Origin of the sequence: Microbacterium sp. MRS-1 (genome assembly GCF_000585455.1) — a bacterium.
Classification (GTDB): domain Bacteria; phylum Actinomycetota; class Actinomycetes; order Actinomycetales; family Microbacteriaceae; genus Microbacterium; species Microbacterium laevaniformans.
The window spans coordinates 1-19,277 of the sequence record NZ_JAUF01000051.1 but is presented as its reverse complement, the minus strand read 5'-3'; the positions used below and the strand labels follow the sequence as shown (position 1 = coordinate 19,277).

Here is a 19,277-nt window from a genome sequence, read left to right as displayed (position 1 = left end):
CCCCCGCCGCGCCCGCGCGGCACCCGCGACCCAAGTGCAAGGGATGCCGCGCAACACGACGCCCGCCGGCGAACCTCACCCGCGTGTCGCCCGCTGGGCCTTGCAGTTCGGCATGGCGACGGCGCTCAGACCGCGGCGCCCGCGCCCCACCCGAGCTTCGCCCGCGACCGCCCCACGTCGCCGCACCCGCGACCCAACTGCAAGGGATGCCGCGCAACACGCCGCTCGCCGGCGAACCTCACCCGCGTGTCGCCCGCGGGGCCTTGCAGTTCGGCATGGCGGCGGCGATGACAGCGGCGGCGATGGCAGCAGCAGCAGCGGCGGCGGCGCTCAGGTCGCGGCACCCACCACGGCGGCGATCGCCGAGGTGAAGAAGCCCAGGCCGTCCACGCCCGAGCGCATCGCGTCGGGGGTGTTCGGGCCGAAGCCCGGCTCCACCGCATGCTCGGGGTGGGGCATGAGGCCGACGACGTTGCCGTGCTCGTTCGTGAGACCCGCGATGTCGTCCAGCGAGCCGTTGGGGTTCACGCCGAGGTAGCGGAACGCGACGAGTCCGTCGCCCTCGATTCGCTTCAGCGTCTCGGCCGAGCAGATGTAGCCGCCGTCCGCGTTCTTGAGGGGGATGGTGATCTCCTGGCCGGTCTCGAACGCCGAGGTCCACGCGGTCGACGCGTTCTCCACGCGCAGGCGCTGGTCGCGCCGGATGAACTGCTGGTGGGCGTTGCGGATCAGACCGCCCGGCAGCAGATGAGCCTCCACGAGCATCTGGAAGCCGTTGCAGATGCCCAGCACGGGCATGCCCTTGGCGGCCGCGTCCTTCACCTCGGTCATGATCGGTGCGAGCGCGGCGATCGCACCGGCGCGCAGGTAGTCGCCGTAGCTGAAGCCGCCCGGCAGCACGAGCGCGTCGACGCCCTCGAGGTCGTGCGACCCGTGCCAGAGGGCGACGGGCTCGGCGCCCGCGAGGCGGATCGCCCGCTGGGCATCGCCGTCGTCGAGCGAGCCCGGAAAGGTGATGACGCCGATGCGTGCGGTCATTCGACGACCTCGATGCCCACGACGTCCTCGATCACCGCGTTGGAGAGCACCTCGTCGGCCAGGGTGCGCACCGTCTCGAGGGTCTTCTCGTCGGCGACGTCGACGGTGAGCTCGAAGCGCTTGCCGATGCGGACGGCCGAGAAGCCCTCCACGCCGAGGCGGCCGAGGGCGCCGGCGACGGCCTTGCCCTGCGGGTCCAGCAGCTCGGCCTTGGGCATGACATCGACGACGATGGTGGGCATTCGGTCCTCCTGAGGGCCGCCTGACGGCCGCGGGGTCGTCCCGCCGACGGATGCCGGAGCCGGCGCGCCACGGGAGGGAAGGGGTCGCCCACAGTCTACGGGCATCCCGACCTCGGCATCCGTTGCCTCCGCGACGCCGGGCGACGCGGAAGCCAGCGAATTGCCACGGCCGCCGTTACGCAACCGTGATCGGCTCATGGGAGCGCTCCCTTGCATTCCTGGGAGCGATCCCATAACGTCGTCGGTGTCCGGTGAGAGCGCTCCCATTCCGATAGCGACGCGGTAACGCGGGGAGACGGGAACGCAACCCACGCACCTGAAACACATCCACAAAGGAGTGACACGTGAACACACGCGCACTGCGGCGCATCGGCCTCGTGGCCGGCGTCGCGACCACCTCCGCCCTCGTCCTCGCCGGCTGCGCCGGTGGCGGCGGCGGAGCAGCCACGGCCGACCCCAACGAGAAGGTCACCCTGACCGTTGCGACCTTCAACGACTTCGGATACTCGGACGCCCTGTTCGCCGAGTACACGAAGGAGCACCCCAACGTCACGATCGTGCACAACAAGGCGGCCACGAGCAACGACGCGCGCGCCAACTACTTCCAGAAGCTCGGCAAGACGGGTCTCGCCGACATCGAGGCCATCGAGGTCGACTGGCTGCCCGAGGTCATGAAGTACTCCGACCTGCTCGCCCCGGTCCCCGCCGACCTGAAGAGCCGCTGGCTGGACTGGAAGACCAAGGCCGCCACCGACCCCAAGGGCAACCTCATCGGCTACGGCACCGACATCGGTCCCGAGGGCGTCTGCTACCGCTCCGACCTGTTCGCCGCGGCGGGCCTGCCGACCGACCGCGAGTCGGTCGCGAAGCTGCTCACCGGCGACTGGAAGACCTACTTCGACACCGGTGCCAAGTACACCGCCGCGACCGGAAAGGCGTTCTTCGACTCCGCCGGCGGCACCTACCAGGGCATGATCAACCAGGTCGAGGCCGCGTACGAGAACCCCTCGGACGGCAAGATCACCATCGACCCGCAGGTCGAGACGATCTACAACCAGGTGCTCGACGCCGCCAAGACGCAGTCCGCCCACCTCAGCCAGTGGTCCGACGACTGGATGGCCGGTCTGTCCAACGGCTCGTTCGCGACGATGCTCTGCCCGGGGTGGATGCTCGGTGTCATCTCCGGTAACGCCAAGGACGTCAAGGGCTGGGACATCGCCAACGTCTTCCCCGGCGGCGGCGGCAACTGGGGCGGTTCGTACCTGACCGTCCCCGCCAACGGCAAGAACGTCGCGGCTGCCCAGCAGCTCGCCGACTGGCTGACCAGCCCCGAGACGCAGCTCAAGGCGTTCGCGGCGGCCGGCACGTTCCCGAGCCAGGTCGACGCGATGAAGTCCGACACGCTGCTGAGCTCGAAGAACGAGTTCTTCAACAACGCTCCGGTGGGCCAGATCCTCACCGACCGCGCCAACGCGGTCACCGTCTCGCCCTTCAAGGGCCAGTTCTACTTCCAGATCAACGACGCGATGCAGAAGGCTCTGACCCGCGTCGAAGAGGGAACGCAGGACAAGGCCGCCTCATGGGCGCAGTGGCAGACGGAAGTCGCCGCCATCAAGTAAGGACGACGGCAGACATGTGACAGCGGGCCCGGGGGACCCTCCCGGGCCCGCTCCCTGCCTCAACCACGAGATCGAAGGACGGAAGAGTGGACACCACCAGAACCTCCACGCGCGTGCGCGGCACCGCCGCCATCGCCGCGCGTCAGCCGAAACGGATCGGCTTCGGCAGCCGGCTGAGCTCGTGGGACCTCAAGCTCTCGCCGTACCTGTACATCTCCCCGTTCTTCATCCTGTTCCTCGTCGTCGGGCTCTTCCCGATCGGGTACACCGCGGTGATCTCCTTCATGGACTGGGACCTGGTGCGAAACTCCGGTACGTTCGTCGGGTTCGACCAGTACGCCACCGTGATCTCCGACCCGAAGTTCTGGGCGGCGCTGCGCAACACCTTCAGCATCTTCCTGCTGTCGTCGGTGCCGCAGCTCATCGCCGCCGTGTTCATCGCGGCGTTGCTGGATCAGAACATCCGCGCCAAGACCTTCTGGCGCATGGGCGTGCTCGTCCCCTACGTCATGGCCCCGGTCGCCGTGGCCCTGATCTTCTCGAACATGTTCGGTGACCAGTACGGCATCATCAACACCTGGCTGAGCAGCATCGGGCTGCCTCCCGTCATGTGGCATTCCGACACCTTCGCCAGCCACATCGCGATCGCCACGATGGTGAACTTCCGCTGGACCGGCTACAACACCCTCATCCTGCTGGCGGCGATGCAGGCCATCCCGCGCGACTACTACGAGGCCGCGACGGTCGACGGTGCCGGAAAGGTGCGCCAGTTCTTCGCGATCACCCTGCCGAGCCTGCGCCCCACCCTGATCTTCGTGATCATCACGTCCACCATCGGTGGCCTGCAGATCTTCGACGAGCCGCGCATGTACGACCAGACCGGCACCGGCGGCGCGAACAACCAGTGGCTGACGATCTCGCTCTGGCTCTACGACCTCGGCTGGGGACAGTGGAACCTGGGCCGCGCCGCCGCGCTGGCCTGGATCCTCTTCATCATCATCCTGGTGATCGGCGTCATCAACCTCTTCATCACCCGCAACCTGGTGCGCGACGAAGGAAGCCGCAACACCCTCACCCGGTCACAGATGCGCGCCGCCCGACGCGCAGCCCGTGCCGCCGTCGCCGCCGATCGTGCGGCGGCATCCGAACCCCGTCGCACGAACGAATCAGCGGAGGTGACGCGATGAGCGTCCTCAACGAACAGGCCGTCCCCATCGCCGACGACGCGCTGCCGACCCCGGGCGGAGGCGAGAAGAAGCACCGTCCGCGCCACGTGAAGGGCACCCGTCCGGGCTGGATCGTCTACGCCTGCCTCGCCGCCGTGCTCGTCGGCAGCCTCTTCCCGTTCTACTGGTCGCTGCTGATCGGCTCCGGCGACTCGTACACGATCCGCGACCCGAACATGTCGTGGATCCCGGGCGGCAACTTCTTCGCCAACGCCGCGAAGGTCATGAACGATCCGGCCGTGAACTTCTGGGTGGCCCTGTGGAACTCGATCGTCAGCTCCGGCCTGATCGCCCTCTCGGTCGTCTTCTTCTCGACGCTCGCCGGGTGGGCGTTCGCCAAGCTGAAGTTCAAGGGATCGAGCTGGCTGCTGGTCTTCGTCATCGCGACGATGGCCGTGCCCACCCAGCTGGGCGTCGTGCCGCTGTACATCCTGTTCAGCGAGATGGGCTGGACCGGTCAGCTCGGCGCGATCATCGTGCCCGCCCTCGTGAGCGCGTTCGGCGTGTTCTGGATGACGCAGTACCTGCGCCAGGCGGTGCCCGACGAGCTGATCGAGGCGGCCCGCGTGGACGGGGCGAGCTCGTTCCGCACCTTCCTCACCGTCGGCCTGCCGGCCGCGCGGCCCGCCGCTGCCATGCTTGCGCTGTTCACCTTCGTGTCGGCGTGGAACAACTTCTTCTGGCCGTTCATCGTTCTCGACCGGCAGAACCCAACGCTGCCCGTGGCGCTGTCGCTGCTGCAGTCCAACTACTTCATCGACTACTCGATCGTGCTCGCGGGCGTGCTTCTGGCCACGATTCCGCTGCTGATCCTGTTCGTCTTCGCCGGCAAGCAGCTGGTCAGTGGCATCATGCAAGGCGCGGTCAAGGGCTGAGCGCCCGACCGCTTCAGAAAGGTCGACTCATGACAGAGTTCTCCCGCTCCTTCCCGGAGGGCTTCCTCTTCGGCGCGGCCACCGCCGCCTACCAGATCGAAGGCGCTGCTTTCGAAGACGGCCGCACGGCATCCATCTGGGACGCCTTCAGCCGCGTGCCCGGCGCCGTGATCGGCGCCGACAACGGTGACGTCGCGTGCGATCACTACCACCGCTTCCGCGACGATGTGGCCCTGATGAAGGACCTCGGACTCGACACCTACCGCTTCTCGGTCTCCTGGTCGCGCGTGCGCCCCGACGGGGGGCCGGTCAACCGCAAGGGGCTCGACTTCTACGAGCGCCTGGTCGACGAGCTGCGGGCCAACGACATCCTGCCGTGGCTCACGCTGTATCACTGGGACATGCCGCAGGCGATCGAGGAGAAGGGCGGCTGGACCGTTCGTTCGACGAGCGAGCAGTTCCTCGAGTACGCGCTGAGCGTTCACGACGCGCTGGGCGACCGGGTGCAGAACTGGACGACGCTCAACGAGCCCTGGTGCTCGTCCTTCCTGAGCTACACCGCGGGCATCCACGCGCCGGGCCGCTACAGCGTGACCGATGGCGTGCTCGCCGCCCACCACCTCATGCTCGGCCATGGGGCGGTCGTGCGCGAGCTGCGTGAGCGCGACGCCGATCTGCGCCTCGGCATCACGCTGAACCTCACGGTGGCTGACGCCGTCGACCCCACGGATGCCGCGGATGCCGATGCCGCCCGCCGTATCGACGGGCAGTTCAACCGGTGGTTCCTCGACCCGATCTTCCGCGGCGAGTACCCCGCTGACGTGATCGAGGACATCCGTGCCGTCGCACCCGCCGCCATCGACGCGCTCGAGACGGCGAATCAGCCGGGCGACCTGAACACCATCTCGCAGCCGCTGGACGCGCTCGGGGTGAACTACTACCACGGCGAGTTCGTGGGTGGCGCACCCGACCCGCAGCCACCGCTGCCGGGCGACGCGCCGACCGACCGGCCCGCGGCATCCCCCTTCCCGTCGTTCGAGGGGATCTACTGGCACGATCGTGGCCTGCCGCGCACCAACATGCACTGGGAGGTGCAGCCCGAGGGGCTGACCCGTCTGCTGCAGCGGGTGTGGGACGAGTACGCCCAGCCGGCCGGCACCGCCCTGTACGTCACCGAGAACGGCGCTTCCTACGACGACGAGCTCGTCGTCGAGGACGGCGTCGCCCGCGTGCACGACCTCGAGCGCACGCAGTTCCTGCTCGCCCATCTGGACGCGATCCTCGACGCCGCCGATGCGGGCGTGGATGTGCGGGGCTACTTCTACTGGTCGCTCCTGGACAACTTCGAGTGGGCGTGGGGATACGCCAAGCGCTTCGGGATCGTCCACGTCGATTACGACACCCAGGTGCGCACCGCGAAAGACAGTGCGCTGGAGTATCGTCGGGTCATCGCCGCCCGCGCACTCGACGACGCGGCGGTTCCGGTCTCCGGGGCCGTCTCGCATCCCGGCGCTCCGATCTCGACTCTTCAGAGGTAGCCCGTGACCATCGACACTCCGCGCGTCGCCCCGACGCTCGAAGAGGTCGCGGCCGCCGCGGGAGTGTCGCGGTCGACTGTCTCCCGCGTCGTCAACGGCTCCACGGCCGTGAGCCCGGCGGCGCTGGAAGCGGTGCGGCGCGCCATCGCGGAGCTGAACTACGTGCCCAATCGGGCCGCGCGCTCTCTCGCGAGTCGTGCCACGATGGCGATCGCCCTCGTCGTGCCCGAAGACACCACGCGCTTCTTCGGCGACCCGTTCTTCGCATCGGTGGTGTCGGGCATCAACAGGCGGCTCAGCCGGTCTGAGTACGTGCTCAACCTGATCATCGCGAGCGACGATCCGGGCGACAAGACCTCGGCGTACGTGCGCAGCGGCGCCGTCGACGGCGCCATCGTCGTCTCGCACCACACGAGCGACACGTTCATCGACCGCATCGCGAACGTCGTCCCCGTCGTCTACGGCGGTCGCCCGGTGCGGGAGCGCGAACGCGACTACTACGTCGACGTCGACAACGTGGCGGGGGGACGCGAGGCCACGGAGTATCTGATCGGTCGCGGCTTCCGCCGGATCGCGACGATCGCCGGCCCCGTCACCATGCCCGCCGGCGTCGACCGTCTCGTGGGCTTCCGCGATGCCCTCGCCGCCGCGGGGCTCGAGCCGGTCGCCGAGGAGGACGGCAACTTCACGGCCGACGGCGGATCCGCCGCGATGCAGCGGATCCTCGATGCGGGCGTCGAGTTCGACGCGCTCTTCGTCGCGAGCGATCTCATGGCCCGCGGTGCGCTCGCGGCGCTCGGCCGCGCGGGCATCCGCGTGCCCGAGGATGTCGCGATCGTGGGCTTCGACGACTCGCCCGTTGCGCGCACGGTCAACCCGCAGCTCACCACGATGCGCCAGCCATCGCACGAGCAGGGGCAGCGGATGGCTGACGTGCTGCTGTCGATCCTCTCGGGCGGTGCACCCGATCGTGTGACGATCCTGCCCACGGAGCTCATCGTCCGCGACTCCGCCTGACCCGGCATCCGCCGGGCGCCCCGTCGCTCGGCGCCGCCACGCGTCCGTCGATCCGGCGCCGAGCGTCAGCCGACGTTCTCGGGATCGCCGCCGAGCGGGCCGATGGGGACGATGGGGCCGCCGTCGTCCGCGCCGGTCTTGCGCGCTCGGGCGATCGCGTTGCCGAGGTGGTAGATGACGAGAGCGGCCACGGTGCCCAGCACGATTGCGCCGAAGCTGAGCGTGCCGAGGTTCATCGTGAAACCGGCGATGGCGATGACGAAGGCCACGGCGACCGTGTACTGATTGACCGGGCGCGAGAAGTCCACCTGGTTGTCGACCCAGATCTTGATGCCGATGACGCCGATGAGGCCGTAGAGGGCGGTCGTGACGCCGCCGAGCACGCCCGCGGGCATCGCGAAGATGACCGCGCCGATCTTCGGGGAGAAGGCCAGCAGGATCGCGACGATGCCGGCGACCCAGTAGGCCGCGGTCGAGTACACGCGGGTGGCGGCCATCACGCCGATGTTCTCGCCGTAGGTCGTGGTTCCCGAGCCGCCGCCGACGCCGGCGATCGTGGTCGCGATGCCGTCGGCGATGAGCGCGCGCCCGGTGCGCTTGTTGATCGAGGGATCGCCGGTCATCGTCGCGACGCCGCGGACGTGGCCGACGTTCTCGGCGATGAGCACGAGGATCACCGGCAGGAACATCGGCAGCATCGCCCACGCGTGCGCGTCGCCGAACGCCGGCAAATGGAACTGCGGAAGGCCGATCCACGCGGCATCCGCGACGCCGGACCAGTCCACCCGGCCGAGGATCGCGGCGACGACGTAGCCGACGACGACGCCGAGGAAGATCGAGATGCGCCCGAGGAACCCGCGGAAGAACACGGCGAACAGGATGCAGGCGGCCAGCGTGATCGCACCGAGCAGCGCGTCCTTCTGGAAGTTCGTCCACGCCACGGGGGCGAGGTTCAGGCCGATCAGAGCCACGATCGCGCCCGAGACCACGGGCGGCATGAGCCTTTCGATCCAGCCGGTGCCGGTGGCCTGCACGAGGAAGCCGATGCCGGCCAGCAACACGCCCGCGACGAACACGCCCAGCAGCGCCTGGCTGATCTGCTCGCCCGTCTGGAGCGCCTTGCCGTCGCCGGGGCCGAGCGCGAGGATCGGAGCGATGAACGCGAACGAGCTGCCGAGGTAGCTCGGCAGGCGGTTGCCGGTCAGTAGCAGGAACAGGATCGTCCCGACGCCGGAGAACAGCAGCGTCGTCGACACGGGGAAGCCCGTCAGCAGCGGCACGAGGAAGGTCGCGCCGAACATGGCGACGACATGCTGCGCGCCGATCGCGACCGTTGCGGGCCACCCGAGCCGCTCGTGCGGCTTGACGACGGCGCCGGGCTCGACGGTGCGGCCGTCTCCGTGCTGGGTCCAGATGGGCATGCTCGTGCTCCTTCTTCGGCGGGGCGTTCAGCCGTGCGGTGGGCGGGGTGGGGCGGTCGGCGGATGCCGAGGTCAGGCTACCTGGGAGCGGGCTGTGAGCCGCGGACGCGCGCCGTGAAAGAGCGCTCCCCTCTCAGTTGCGCTCGCCCCGCGGCAGATGCTGAGGTGTCACGGCCTGCCGCGTGGCATCGAGCACCGAGGCGACCGACGCCGCCACCACGTCCGGGCGTTTCGACGCGCGGCTACGCCGCGCGCTCACCTCTCCGGTCGCCCCGCGAGCGCAGCGAGTCGAAACGCGCTTCCCCGTCAGTCGGTCAGCTTCTCGAGCAGTTCGCGGTACTTGGCGGCCGTGCGCTCGACGATCTCGGCGGGCAGCTCGGGCGGCGTCCCCTGCCCGTTCCAGGCCGCGGCGAGCCAGTCGCGGACGATCTGCTTGTCGAAGCTCGCCATCCGCTCGGCGGGGGTCGTCCCGCGCGCCCAGGCGGCGGCATCCCAGTAGCGCGACGAGTCGCTCGTGAGCACCTCGTCGGCCAGGGTGAGCACGCCGTCGGCATCCACCCCGAACTCGAACTTCGTGTCCGCGAGGATCAGGCCCTTCGCCTCCGCGGTCGCCGCCGCGCGGCGGTAGATCCCGAGGGACAGGTCGCGCAGCTGCGCGGCCCGCTCGGCGCCGACCAGTTCTTCGGCGCGCGCGAACGAGATGTTCTCGTCGTGCTCGCCCATCGGCGCCTTGTACGCCGGGGTGAACAGCGGTTCGGGCAGACGGTCGCCGTCCTGCAGGCCGGCAGGCAAGGGGATGCCGCACACCGTCCCCTCGGCGACGTACTCCTTCCACCCCGATCCGGTGAGGTAGCCGCGCACGACGCACTCGATGGGCAGCATGTCGAGGGTGCGCACGATCATCGCGCGCCCCACGACGGCGGCCGGAACCAGATCCACCGCATCGTCCGACGCGGCTACGAGCGCGTGGGTCGCGGCGAGGTGGTTCGGGATGCGCCGTCCGCCGTCGGCGCCGGAGAGCTGATCGAACCACCACAGACTGAGCGTCGTGAGCAGCTCACCCTTGCCCGGGATGCCGGGACTCAGCACGTGATCGAAGGCGCTGACCCGGTCGCTCGCGACGACGAGCATGCGCTCCGCCGGCGCGGGGCCACCCTCCGCGGGGCGGTACAGGTCGCGCACCTTGCCCGAGTAGACGTGGGTCCAGCCGGGCAGATCGGCGGGCGCGGCGGAAGGCGAGGAGGCGTCGGTCACGCGTCCATTATCGCGGGGTGATGCGGTCGACGAACGCGTAGGCCTCCGCCACGACGTCGGGCCAGAGCTCCACGGCATCCGGTCCGACGAAGACCCACTCGCGCATCGCGCGGCCGCGCATGGTCATCCGTTCCGCCCTGCCGGTCTGCTCGAGCGCGGTGACCCTCTCTTCGGGCAGCTTCGCGATCAGTCCCGACCGATAGCCCATGAACGCGAACACCTTCCCGCGGATGCGCAGGCCCTCGCTGCCGAACATCGGGCCGATGTCGACGCCCGGGAGCACCATGTACTCGGCGGCGATGTCGTCGAACGCCGCGCGCGCCTCGGTCGTCATGAGCAGACCGTAGCGCGCCGTGACAAATCAGCATATAGTCCATGTGGACTAATCAAGATGGAATAACAAGCGGCGGAGGAGAACAGTCGTGAAGAGCGCCGTGGACCGGCTCACACCGTTGGGAGTGATGGTGCTCGCGCTGCTGCGCGAGGACGACATGCACCCCTACGAGATGATCCGGCTGATGCGGCACCGTCACGACGATCGCATCGTGTCGGTGACCAACGGCACGATGTACCACACCGTCGCACGTCTGGAGAAGTCCGGTCTGCTCGCCGAGGTCGGCGTCGATCGGGACGGCAACCGGCCGGAGCGCACGACGTACACCCTCACCGATGCCGGCCACGAGGTCGTCCAGGACTGGGTGCGCCGGGAGCTTCCGCTCCTGGACCGGCACGTCGAGTTCCGCGTGGCGCTGGCCGAGGCGCACAATCTCCCCCGCGAGGACGTCGTGGCGTTGCTGTCGACCCGTCGGGAGCATCTCGCCCGTGCGCGCGACGAGCTCGCCGACGGCATCGCCCATGCGCGCGAGAGCAAGACCGGGCCGGCATCCGTCATCGAGCAGTACCTCATCGAGATCGATCGCGAGCGCGCCCTGCTCGCCGCCGACCACGACTGGCTCGCCGACCTGCTGGAACGGCTCGCCCACCCCGACTTCGTGTGGGGATCACACGAGAAAACCGATCGCTATCTGGCACAGAGAGAAGCCGCACGCTCATGACCGAACAACGCACGCGCGATGTGACCGCGCCCGCACCCACCCCCGAACGCAACCCGTGGCCCGCCCTCTGGGCGCTCGTCATCGGGTTCTTCATGATCCTGGTCGACACCACCATCGTCTCGGTGGCCAACCCCGCCATCAAGGCGGCCCTCGACCCGTCCACCAACAACCTCGACAATGTCGTGTGGGTCACGTCGGCCTACCTCCTGGCGTATGCCGTGCCCCTGCTGATCACCGGCCGTCTGGGTGATCGATTCGGACCGAAGCGCATCTACCTCATCGGCCTCGCGATCTTCACGCTCGCATCCCTGGGCTGTGGCCTGTCGGGATCCCTCGAGATGCTGATCGTCTTCCGCGCGATCCAGGGCCTGGGTGCCGCACTCATGACCCCGCAGACGATGGCCGTCATCACCCGCACCTTCCCGCCCCAGCGCCGCGGCGCCGCGATGGGCCTGTGGGGAGCGACCTCCGGGGTCGCCATGCTCGTCGGGCCGCTCGCCGGAGGCCTGCTCGTGGACGGCCTCGGCTGGGAGTGGATCTTCTTCGTCAACCTGCCCGTCGGCGTGATCGGCTTCGTCCTCGCGTGGATGCTCGTCCCGAACCTCGAGACGCACCCCCACCGCTTCGATCTGGTCGGGGTCGTCCTGAGCGCGGTCGGCCTGTTCCTCATCGTCTTCGGTCTGCAGGAGGGTGAGCACTTCGACTGGGCCGCCTGGGTCTGGACGATGATCGCGGGCGGCGTCGTGGTCATGGCGCTCTTCATCTGGCAGCAGGCGAAGACCCGCAGCGAGCCGCTCGTGCCGCTCGGACTGTTCCGCGACCGCAACTTCTCCGTGTCGAACTTCACGATCGCCACGGTCGGCTTCACGGTGACGAGCATGTCGCTGCCGCTCATGTTCTTCGTGCAGCTGGCGCGCGGTCTCACGCCCACCGAATCGGCGCTCCTGCTCGTGCCGATGGCCGTCGCCGCGGGTGTGCTCTCGCCGCTGACCGGCCGGCTGCTCGACCGGGTCGACGCCCGCGTCCTGCTGGCGCCGGGGCTGCTGCTGGTCGCCGGATCGCTCTTCTGGTACTCCTCGCTGATGCACGCCGACACTCCGATCTGGATGTTCCTGCTGCCCTCGTTCCTGATGGGCGTCGGAAACTCCGGCATGTGGGGGCCGCTGGCCACCACGGCGACCCGCAACCTCGAGCCGCGCCAGGCCGGCGCCGGCGCGGGCATCTACAACACGACGCGCACGATCGGTTCGGTGCTCGGCTCGGCGGCGATCGCCGCGTTCATGCAGTCGCGTCTCGAGGCGAACCTGCCGGGCGCCTCGAACGCCGGCGGCGACTTCGGTGCGGGCCAGCTGCCCGCGTTCGTCGTCGACGGCTTCTCGAACGCCATGGCGCAGACGATCCTGCTGCCGGCGATCGTGCTGCTGATCGGCGTCGTCGCCGTGCTGTTCATGCAGCGCCCGCCGCACCTCGTCAAGCGCTGAGCGCGCGCGGCATCGCCCATCGCCGCCCGGTGAGGCCCGACGACGACACGACTCGTCAGTCGAGCGCCACCCGGGCGGCGATGTCGCGCCGGTAGTGCGAGCCCTCCAGGCCGATCCGCTCGAGAGCGGCATACGCCTGGTCGCGCGCGGCGCCGAACGAGGAACCGGTCGCCACGACATTGAGCACGCGTCCCCCCGTCGCCACCAGCTCGTCGCCGCTCACCGCCGTCGCGGCGTGGGCGAGGTGCACTCCCGGGACGGATGCCGCGGCATCCAGCCCCGTGATGACCCGCCCGGTACGCGGCGCCTCGGGGTAGCCCTCGCTCGCGAGCACCACGGTGATCGCGGCGGTGTCGGCGAACTCCGGTGCCGGCTCGTCCTCGAGCGTGCCGGATGCCGCCGCCATCAGCAGTCGCGACAGAGGGCTGGTCAGACGGGCGAGCACGACCTGGGTCTCGGGGTCGCCGAAGCGGGCGTTGAACTCGATGACCTTGATGCCGTCGGCGGTCAGGATGAGTCCCGCGTAGAGCAGACCGATGAAAGGGGTGCCCTCGGCATCCAGCGTGCGGATGACCGGCTCGGCGACCGTGCGGGTCACCTCGGCGACGAACGCCTCCTCGCTGCCGAAGTCGTCGCTCAGCCAGGGCAGCGGCGAGTACGCGCCCATGCCGCCCGTGTTGGGGCCCGTGTCACCGTCATACGCGCGCTTGAAGTCCTGCGCGGGGCTGAGCGCGCGCACCGTGTCGCCGTCGCTGACGAAGAAGAGCGACACCTCCGGGCCGGAGAGGAACTCCTCCACCAGCACGGGACCGGTGGGAAGGTACGTATCGGCGTGCGCGAGCGCCGCCTCGCGGTCGTCGGTGACGACGACGCCCTTCCCGGCGGCCAGCCCGTCGGCCTTCACGACGTGCGGCGCGCCGTAGGCGTCGAGGGCGGCTTCGACCTCGGCGCGGGTCGTGGCCCGCGTCGCCCGACCGGTGGGCACGTGGGCGGCATCCATGATCCGCTTCGCGAACGCCTTCGAGCCCTCCAGCTGCGCCGCGGCCTTTCCGGGGCCGAACACCGGGATGCCGTGCTCCCGCAGGGCGTCGGCGACTCCCGCGACCAGCGGCGCCTCGGGGCCGATGATCACGAGGTCGATGTCGTGGTCGTTGGCATACTCGGTCACCGCGGCGGGGCTGTTGGCATCGAGGGCGGCGACGATCGTGGCGTCGGCGGCGATGCCGGCGTTGCCGGGGGCCGCGAACAGGTCGTGGCCCGCGTTCTCCCCCTTCAGAGCGAGGAGGATGGCGTGCTCGCGGGCACCGGAACCGAGGACGAGAATGCGCACCCGGCCAGCCTACCGACGGGCCGCCGCGTCGTGAGTGCGGGCTAGCGTGGAGGCATGGCCCGCAAGATCTCCACCGCCGACGGTCGTGAAGCCCTCGCCGCTGTCACCGCGGCGAGGGATGCCGAGGTGACACCGCCGCGCACGGAGCTGGCGACCGCCGTGCGGTACCTCCTGCAGCTGCTGGTCGAGAAAGCCCCCGGCAACACCGTCGAAGTGCGGGTGCCGCCGTTCGGTGCGGTGCAGGTGGTCGAAGGCCCGCGGCACACGCGCGGTACGCCGCCGAACGTCGTCGAGACCGATGCGCCCACCTGGATTGCGCTGGCGACCGGTGCCGAGTCGTGGGCCGATGCCCTGGATGCCGGTCGCATTCTCGCGTCCGGCACCCGGGCCGACCTCGCGCCCCTGCTGCCGCTGCGTCCCTGACGCCGGAGCGGCCGGAGAGACGCCGGAGCGGACGGAGAGGCTCCTGCGCGGTCAGACGGTGACGACGATCTTGCCGCGCGTGTGGCCCTCTTCGAGAGCGGCGTAGGCCGCGGCAGCCTCGTCGAGCGGGTACGTCGCGGCGATCTCGACGCGCAGCTCGCCTGCCGCGACGAGCTCAGCCAGCTCACCGAGCTGCGATGCGTTCGGACGCACCCACACGTAGTGGCCGCCGAACTCGGTGCGCGCACGGGCGTCGGCGATCGAGGCGACGACGCCGCCTTCGGCGAGCAGGTCGGGCGTCGAGTCCAGCGTCGAGCCGCCGACGAAGTCGATGATGACGTCGAACCCCTCGGGGGCGATCTCTCGGGCCGCGGGCACGAGACCCTCGCCGTAGACGACGGGCTCGGCGCCCAGCTCGCGGAGGTAGTCGTGGTTGCGCGCAGACGCCGTGCCGACCACGCGGGCACCGCGCCGGCGCGCGAGCTGCACGCCGAACGATCCCACGCCGCCCGCGGCGCCGTGGATCAGCACGTTCTGGCCCGCGCCCACTCCGGCACGCTCGAGCGTCTGCAGAGCGGTCAGCCCGGCCAGCGGCAGGGCGGCGGCATCCTCGAACGACAGGCCCTCCGGCTTGAGGGTGGCGGTGCGCACCGGCACCGGCATGAACTCGGCGACCGAGCCGTTTTCGACGATGTCGGCGCGTGCGTAGGCGAGCACCGCGTCGCCCACGGCGAACTCGGGGGTGTCCAGTCCCGTCTTCTCGACGATGCCGGCGACGTCCCAGCCGGGCACGACGGGAAGACGCGTGTCGATGAGGCCGCGCAGGTAGCCCTCACGGATCTTGTAGTCGACGGGGTTGATCCCGGCGGCGACCACCCTCACCACCAGGGTGTCGGGACCGACGTGCGGCTCCTCACGATCGGTGAGCTCGAAGCGGTCGTTGCCGCCGAAATCCGAATAGACAAGTGCCTTCATGCTCGATCCCAACCATGCGCGCCCGGCATCCATTCCTCCGGACGAGCCTCGCGCCTATTCTGGGGGCGTGATCAGACTCGCCACGATCGGCACCAGCACCATCACCGAGAAGTTCGCCGATGCCGTCGCGCAGACGCCCGGCATCCGCATCGACGTGGTGTTCTCCCGCGACGCGGCGCGCGGTCGCGCGTTCGCCGATCGGCTCGGCATCGACGGTGTGAGCACCGACCTCGATGCTCTGCTGGCCTCCGGCGAGGTGGATGCCGTCTACGTGGGGTCGCCGAACGGCGCCCACGCGGCGCAGGCCGACGCGGCCATCGCGGCGGGCGTGCACGTGTTCCTCGAGAAGCCGGCGACACCGACGGCGGACGAGTTCGCCCGCCTCGTCGAGGCTGCCCAGGCCCGTGGGGTCGTCGTGTTCGAGGGCATGCGCAACGCGTACGACCCGGGCATGACCCGCCTGCGTGCCCTGCTGCCCCAGGTGGGAACGGTGCGGCTGGTGTCGTTCGGTCAGAGCCAGCGGTCGGCGCGGTATGACCTCGTCCTGGCCGGGGAGACGCCGAACATCTTCGACCCGGCGCTCGCGGGCGGGGCGCTGTTCGATCTGGGTGTCTATCCGCTCAGCGCCGCGATCGAGCTGTTCGGTGCGCCGCGTGCGGTGGTCGGAGCGACGGCGACGATCGCGACCGGTGCCGACGGCGCGGGTGCGGCCGTGCTCTCCTACGACGGCTCCGTCGTGCAGATCGCGTTCTCCAAGATCGGCGCCTCGCGTCGACCGAACGAGATCCAGGGCGAGCTCGGCACGATCGAGATCGATGAGATCACGGCGCCGCGCCGGATCACGCTCGACCTGTTCTCCGGCGTGCACGAGGAGATCGAGATCGACGGCCCCGACAACAACATGCGCTTCGAGGTGGCCCGCTTCGCCCAGCTCGTCCGCGGAGATGACGATGCGTCTGCCGACCAGCGGCGCAGCCTCGACGTGCTGCGCGCGGTCGAGGCGATCCGTGCCGGTGCCGAGCAGCTCCCCGCCCCGCGGCCCCAGTGACAGGAGAAACTCATGAGTGACACCAAGAGCGGCTTCAGCGCCGATGAGCGTGCGGCGATGGCGCAGCGCGCCGAAGAGCTGCGATCCACGAAGGGGCTGAAGGGCGCCGCCAAACAGGCCGCGGAGCTCGAGGCGTGCATCGCGGCGATCGACGCGTTGACCGGCACCGACAGGGAGGTGGCCACACTGCTGCACCGCGTCGTCACCGAGGAAGCGCCGCAGCTCGCGCCGAAGACCTGGTACGGCTTCCCGTCCTACGCCCGCGAGGGGAAGGTGGTCGTCTTCTACCAGCCGGCATCGAAGTTCGACACGCGATACGGCACGGTGGGCTTCCAGGAGGACGCGCTGCTGGACGACGGTGACATGTGGGCGACCTCGTTCGCCGTGGTCGCCGTGACACCGGCCGTCGAAAAGACGCTGCGAGAGCTCGTCGCCCGATCGGTGGGCTGAGCGCGCACCACCGGCGTTCGCCGGGGGACGGCGCCGGACGGCGCCGGATCGGCGCGGGCGACGACCTAGACTGGTGGGGTTCCACCGTCCCCGATCCGATGAGTCCGACGTGTCCGACGACGCCCCCGCTCCCACCCGTACCCACGGCGCAGGAGCGACCCGCACCTTCGATGTGCGTCATGTGCAGCTCGGTCGCGCCCTCCTCGCGGCCCTCGCCGCCGTGATGGTGACCTTCTCGCCCGACCACTCGGCATCCGTCGGTCTCGCCGTCTTCAGCGGGTGGGCGATCGCCACCGCGCTCGTGCTCCTAATCGGCGCGTGGCTCGCCTTCCCGCGCGAGCGTCGTTCCGTTCCGATCCTGCTCGGGGTGCTGACCCTGCTCGCGGGGATGGCCACCGGCATCCCGGGGCTGCGTTCCACGGGGCTGTTCTTCGTCGTCGTCATCGCGTGGGCGCTGATCGCGGGTGTCGCCGAGCTCATCGCGGGCATCCGGCAGCGCCGCAGCGCCGCGTCCCTCGTGGGCGTCCTTCGCAGCGAGCGCCGCGACGAGGGGCGCGACGGCGTGCTCGCGGGTGCGCTCACCATCGCGCTCGGTGTCGGTCTGCTTCTGGTGAACCCCGCGTACAGCCTGGAGTACTTCATCTCCGAGGCCGGGCGTTCCTTCACCCTGACCGGCATCACCATCGGTGTCGGCCTCTTCGGCGGCTATGCCGCCATCATCGCCGTCTTCCTCGGCATCGCCGGCCTCTCGCCGCGACGCCCCGCCGCCGAGGACGGCACCCGTTCAGGAGGATCCGCATGAGCGAGCCGCGTCCCACCCGTCGTGATCTGCTCAAGCCGGTGCAGCTGCTGGGCTTCGCCTTCGCCGCCGCCGTGTTCTCCGGCCTCGTCACGCTCGTCTCGATGGGGTTCTTCCAGGACCTCACCGGCGACGAGCGTGTGCACGTCGTCGTGGTCTCTCTGGTCGTCGCCGGTGTCGCCTTCATCGCGACCCTGGTCATCATCGCGCTGTGCATGCTCGCGATCGATCCGGCGAAGATGGGCGGCGAGATCGACCACGGTGTGCTCATGGACGACACGGATGCCGAGGCATCCCCCGACGCCACGGACGACGGCGCCGCGCCACGCCGCTGAGCACGTCGAGACGCGCGCTCAGACCCGGTCGACGAGCTCGTCCGCCAGGCCGGTGTACCCGGCCGGCGTGAGCGCCAGCAGCCTCTCCTTCGCGTCCTCGCCGATGTCGAGCGTGCGCACGAACTCCGCCAGCTCGGGGCCGCCGACGCGGCGTCCGCGCGTGAGCTCCTTCAGCAGGGCGTAGGGGTCGGTGATCTGCGACCGTCCCGCGACGATCTCCGCGCGCACCACCGTCTGGATCGCCTCGGCGAGCACCTCCCAGTTCGCGTCGAGGTCGGCGAGGAGCACGTCGCGGGAGAGCGAAATCTCGGTGAGCCCGCGCTGCAGGTTGTCGAGAGCGAGCAGGGAGTGGCCGAACGCGACGCCGATGTTGCGCTGCGTCGTGGAGTCGGTGAGGTCGCGCTGCATACGGCTGGTGACGAGGGTGGACGCCAGCGTCGTGAACAGGCCGCCGGAGATCTCGAAGTTCGCTTCGGCGTTCTCGAAACGGATCGGGTTGATCTTGTGCGGCATGGTCGACGAGCCGGTGGCGCCGGCGACCGGGATCTGCGCGAAGAAGCCCATCGCGATGTAGGTCCAGATGTCGGTTGCGAGGTTGTGCAGGATGCCGCCGGCGTGACGCACGCGGTCGTACAGCTCCACCTGCCAGTCGTGCGATTCGATCTGCGTCGTCAGCACGTTGAAGTCGATGCCGAGGCCCTCGATGAACGCGCGGGACAGTTCGGGCCAGTCGACGTCGGGGGCGGCGGCCAGATGCGCCGACCAGGTGCCGGTGGCGCCGGAGAACTTCGCCAGGTACTCGCCGCCGGCGATCTGCGCGGCCACACGCTCCAGCCGCCAGGCGAAGACGGCGAGCTCCTTGCCCATCGTCGACGGGGTGGCCGGCTGGCCGTGGGTGCGCGAGAGCATCGCGGCATCCCGGTGCTCGTGAGCGAGCGCCGCCAGCGCGTCGATCACGGCGCGCAGCTTCGGCAGCCAGACGTTCTCGACGGCACGCTTGACCGTCAGGGCGTATGACGCCGAGTTGATGTCCTCGCTGGTGCACGCGAAGTGGGTGAGCTCGGCGACGGCGTCGAGGCCGAGTGTGTGCAGGCGGTCGCGCACCAGATACTCGACAGCCTTCACGTCGTGGCGGGTCACCGACTCGGTGG

General features: G+C 69.8%; 20 protein-coding genes. 12 read left to right on the top strand and 8 right to left on the bottom strand.

Annotated elements, in window-relative coordinates:
- Positions 1–330 precede the first annotated feature (330 nt).
- Both purQ and purS read right to left on the bottom strand, forming a co-directional pair.
- A complete protein-coding gene (gene purQ / locus AS96_RS09925; protein ID WP_036289127.1) occupies positions 331–1,038 on the bottom strand; it encodes a phosphoribosylformylglycinamidine synthase subunit PurQ in 708 nt (235 codons plus the stop codon).
- Positions 1,035–1,280: a phosphoribosylformylglycinamidine synthase subunit PurS gene (gene purS, locus AS96_RS09920; protein ID WP_036289123.1), complete on the bottom strand. Its 246-nt coding sequence runs from the start codon at positions 1,278–1,280 to the stop codon at positions 1,035–1,037. Before purS ends, purQ begins: the two co-directional genes overlap by 4 nt.
- 344 nt (positions 1,281–1,624) lie before the next feature.
- Between purS and AS96_RS09915 the strand changes: the two genes are divergently transcribed.
- The 5 genes from AS96_RS09915 (at position 1,625) to AS96_RS09895 (ending at position 7,555) form a co-directional block, all read left to right on the top strand.
- Complete coding sequence (locus AS96_RS09915) at positions 1,625–2,899, top strand: ABC transporter substrate-binding protein (protein ID WP_036289120.1); 1,275 nt, start codon at positions 1,625–1,627, stop codon at positions 2,897–2,899.
- 86 nt (positions 2,900–2,985) lie between these two features.
- A complete protein-coding gene (locus AS96_RS09910) occupies positions 2,986–4,086 on the top strand; it encodes a carbohydrate ABC transporter permease (protein WP_036289117.1) in 1,101 nt (366 codons plus the stop codon).
- The gene (locus AS96_RS09905) at positions 4,083–5,000 is read left to right on the top strand and encodes a carbohydrate ABC transporter permease (RefSeq protein WP_036289114.1); all 918 of its coding nucleotides are present in this window, start codon (positions 4,083–4,085) and stop codon (positions 4,998–5,000) included. The genes AS96_RS09910 and AS96_RS09905 overlap by 4 nt, the downstream gene beginning before the upstream one ends.
- A gap of 29 nt (positions 5,001–5,029) precedes the next feature.
- Positions 5,030–6,538: a GH1 family beta-glucosidase gene (locus tag AS96_RS09900; protein WP_036289112.1), complete on the top strand. Its 1,509-nt coding sequence runs from the start codon at positions 5,030–5,032 to the stop codon at positions 6,536–6,538.
- A 3-nt stretch (positions 6,539–6,541) separates the two neighbouring features.
- Complete coding sequence (locus AS96_RS09895; RefSeq protein ID WP_036289111.1) at positions 6,542–7,555, top strand: LacI family DNA-binding transcriptional regulator; 1,014 nt, start codon at positions 6,542–6,544, stop codon at positions 7,553–7,555.
- Positions 7,556–7,620: 65 nt separating this feature from the next.
- On the opposite strand, the gene AS96_RS09890 is transcribed toward AS96_RS09895, so the two are convergent.
- The 3 genes from AS96_RS09890 to AS96_RS09880 form a co-directional block, all read right to left on the bottom strand.
- The gene (locus AS96_RS09890; protein WP_036289110.1) at positions 7,621–8,976 is read right to left on the bottom strand and encodes a uracil-xanthine permease family protein; all 1,356 of its coding nucleotides are present in this window, start codon (positions 8,974–8,976) and stop codon (positions 7,621–7,623) included.
- A 306-nt stretch (positions 8,977–9,282) separates the two neighbouring features.
- Positions 9,283–10,230 (bottom strand): phosphoribosylaminoimidazolesuccinocarboxamide synthase, encoded by a 948-nt coding sequence (locus tag AS96_RS09885; protein ID WP_036289109.1) that lies wholly within the window; start codon positions 10,228–10,230, stop codon positions 9,283–9,285.
- A gap of 7 nt (positions 10,231–10,237) precedes the next feature.
- On the bottom strand, positions 10,238–10,564 hold the full coding sequence (locus tag AS96_RS09880; RefSeq protein WP_036289108.1) for a hypothetical protein: 327 nt from the start codon (positions 10,562–10,564) through the stop codon (positions 10,238–10,240).
- An 88-nt stretch (positions 10,565–10,652) separates the two neighbouring features.
- Between AS96_RS09880 and AS96_RS09875 the strand changes: the two genes are divergently transcribed.
- Both AS96_RS09875 and AS96_RS09870 read left to right on the top strand, forming a co-directional pair.
- Positions 10,653–11,285: a PadR family transcriptional regulator gene (locus AS96_RS09875; RefSeq protein WP_036289107.1), complete on the top strand. Its 633-nt coding sequence runs from the start codon at positions 10,653–10,655 to the stop codon at positions 11,283–11,285.
- A complete protein-coding gene (locus AS96_RS09870; protein ID WP_036289105.1) occupies positions 11,282–12,766 on the top strand; it encodes an MFS transporter in 1,485 nt (494 codons plus the stop codon). Before AS96_RS09875 ends, AS96_RS09870 begins: the two co-directional genes overlap by 4 nt.
- Positions 12,767–12,821: 55 nt before the next feature.
- Here AS96_RS09870 and purD read toward each other — a convergent pair whose 3' ends face one another.
- Complete coding sequence (purD, locus tag AS96_RS09865) at positions 12,822–14,096, bottom strand: phosphoribosylamine--glycine ligase (RefSeq protein WP_036289104.1); 1,275 nt, start codon at positions 14,094–14,096, stop codon at positions 12,822–12,824.
- Positions 14,097–14,150: 54 nt separating this feature from the next.
- Here purD and AS96_RS09860 point away from each other — a divergent pair, with 54 nt between their 5' ends.
- On the top strand, positions 14,151–14,519 hold the full coding sequence (locus AS96_RS09860; RefSeq protein ID WP_036289103.1) for a sterol carrier family protein: 369 nt from the start codon (positions 14,151–14,153) through the stop codon (positions 14,517–14,519).
- 51 nt (positions 14,520–14,570) lie between these two features.
- Here the strand turns inward: AS96_RS09860 and AS96_RS09855 are convergent, their stop codons facing one another.
- On the bottom strand, positions 14,571–15,494 hold the full coding sequence (locus AS96_RS09855) for an NADP-dependent oxidoreductase (protein WP_036289132.1): 924 nt from the start codon (positions 15,492–15,494) through the stop codon (positions 14,571–14,573).
- Positions 15,495–15,561: 67 nt separating this feature from the next.
- Here AS96_RS09855 and AS96_RS09850 point away from each other — a divergent pair, with 67 nt between their 5' ends.
- From AS96_RS09850 to AS96_RS09835, 4 genes are all read left to right on the top strand, one after another.
- Positions 15,562–16,542 (top strand): Gfo/Idh/MocA family protein, encoded by a 981-nt coding sequence (locus tag AS96_RS09850; RefSeq protein ID WP_036289102.1) that lies wholly within the window; start codon positions 15,562–15,564, stop codon positions 16,540–16,542.
- Positions 16,543–16,554: 12 nt separating this feature from the next.
- Positions 16,555–16,992 (top strand): hypothetical protein, encoded by a 438-nt coding sequence (locus AS96_RS09845; protein WP_036289101.1) that lies wholly within the window; start codon positions 16,555–16,557, stop codon positions 16,990–16,992.
- 109 nt (positions 16,993–17,101) lie between these two features.
- Positions 17,102–17,794: a hypothetical protein gene (locus tag AS96_RS09840; RefSeq protein WP_036289130.1), complete on the top strand. Its 693-nt coding sequence runs from the start codon at positions 17,102–17,104 to the stop codon at positions 17,792–17,794.
- Entirely contained in the window at positions 17,791–18,126 is a 336-nt protein-coding gene (locus AS96_RS09835) for a hypothetical protein (protein WP_005051738.1), read from the top strand. Before AS96_RS09840 ends, AS96_RS09835 begins: the two co-directional genes overlap by 4 nt.
- A gap of 18 nt (positions 18,127–18,144) precedes the next feature.
- Here AS96_RS09835 and purB read toward each other — a convergent pair.
- Positions 18,145–19,277 (bottom strand): adenylosuccinate lyase (purB, locus tag AS96_RS09830; RefSeq protein WP_036289100.1); only part of this gene is annotated, 1,133 nt, incomplete at its 5' end.

Excerpts from the sequence above, each read along its gene's own strand:
- AS96_RS09835 (WP_005051738.1), top strand. The coding sequence starts at position 17,791 with ATGAGCGAGCCGCGTCCCACCCGTCGTGATCTGCTCAAGCCGGTGCAG.
- AS96_RS09900 (WP_036289112.1), top strand. The coding sequence starts at position 5,030 with ATGACAGAGTTCTCCCGCTCCTTCCCGGAGGGCTTCCTCTTCGGCGCG.
- AS96_RS09890 (WP_036289110.1), bottom strand. The coding sequence starts at position 8,976 with ATGCCCATCTGGACCCAGCACGGAGACGGCCGCACCGTCGAGCCCGGC.
- AS96_RS09880 (WP_036289108.1), bottom strand. The coding sequence starts at position 10,564 with ATGACGACCGAGGCGCGCGCGGCGTTCGACGACATCGCCGCCGAGTAC.
- purS (WP_036289123.1), bottom strand. The coding sequence starts at position 1,280 with ATGCCCACCATCGTCGTCGATGTCATGCCCAAGGCCGAGCTGCTGGAC.
- AS96_RS09855 (WP_036289132.1), bottom strand. The coding sequence starts at position 15,494 with ATGAAGGCACTTGTCTATTCGGATTTCGGCGGCAACGACCGCTTCGAG.
- AS96_RS09845 (WP_036289101.1), top strand. The coding sequence starts at position 16,555 with ATGAGTGACACCAAGAGCGGCTTCAGCGCCGATGAGCGTGCGGCGATG.
- AS96_RS09905 (WP_036289114.1), top strand. The coding sequence starts at position 4,083 with ATGAGCGTCCTCAACGAACAGGCCGTCCCCATCGCCGACGACGCGCTG.
- AS96_RS09870 (WP_036289105.1), top strand. The coding sequence starts at position 11,282 with ATGACCGAACAACGCACGCGCGATGTGACCGCGCCCGCACCCACCCCC.
- purQ (WP_036289127.1), bottom strand. The coding sequence starts at position 1,038 with ATGACCGCACGCATCGGCGTCATCACCTTTCCGGGCTCGCTCGACGAC.
- AS96_RS09860 (WP_036289103.1), top strand. The coding sequence starts at position 14,151 with ATGGCCCGCAAGATCTCCACCGCCGACGGTCGTGAAGCCCTCGCCGCT.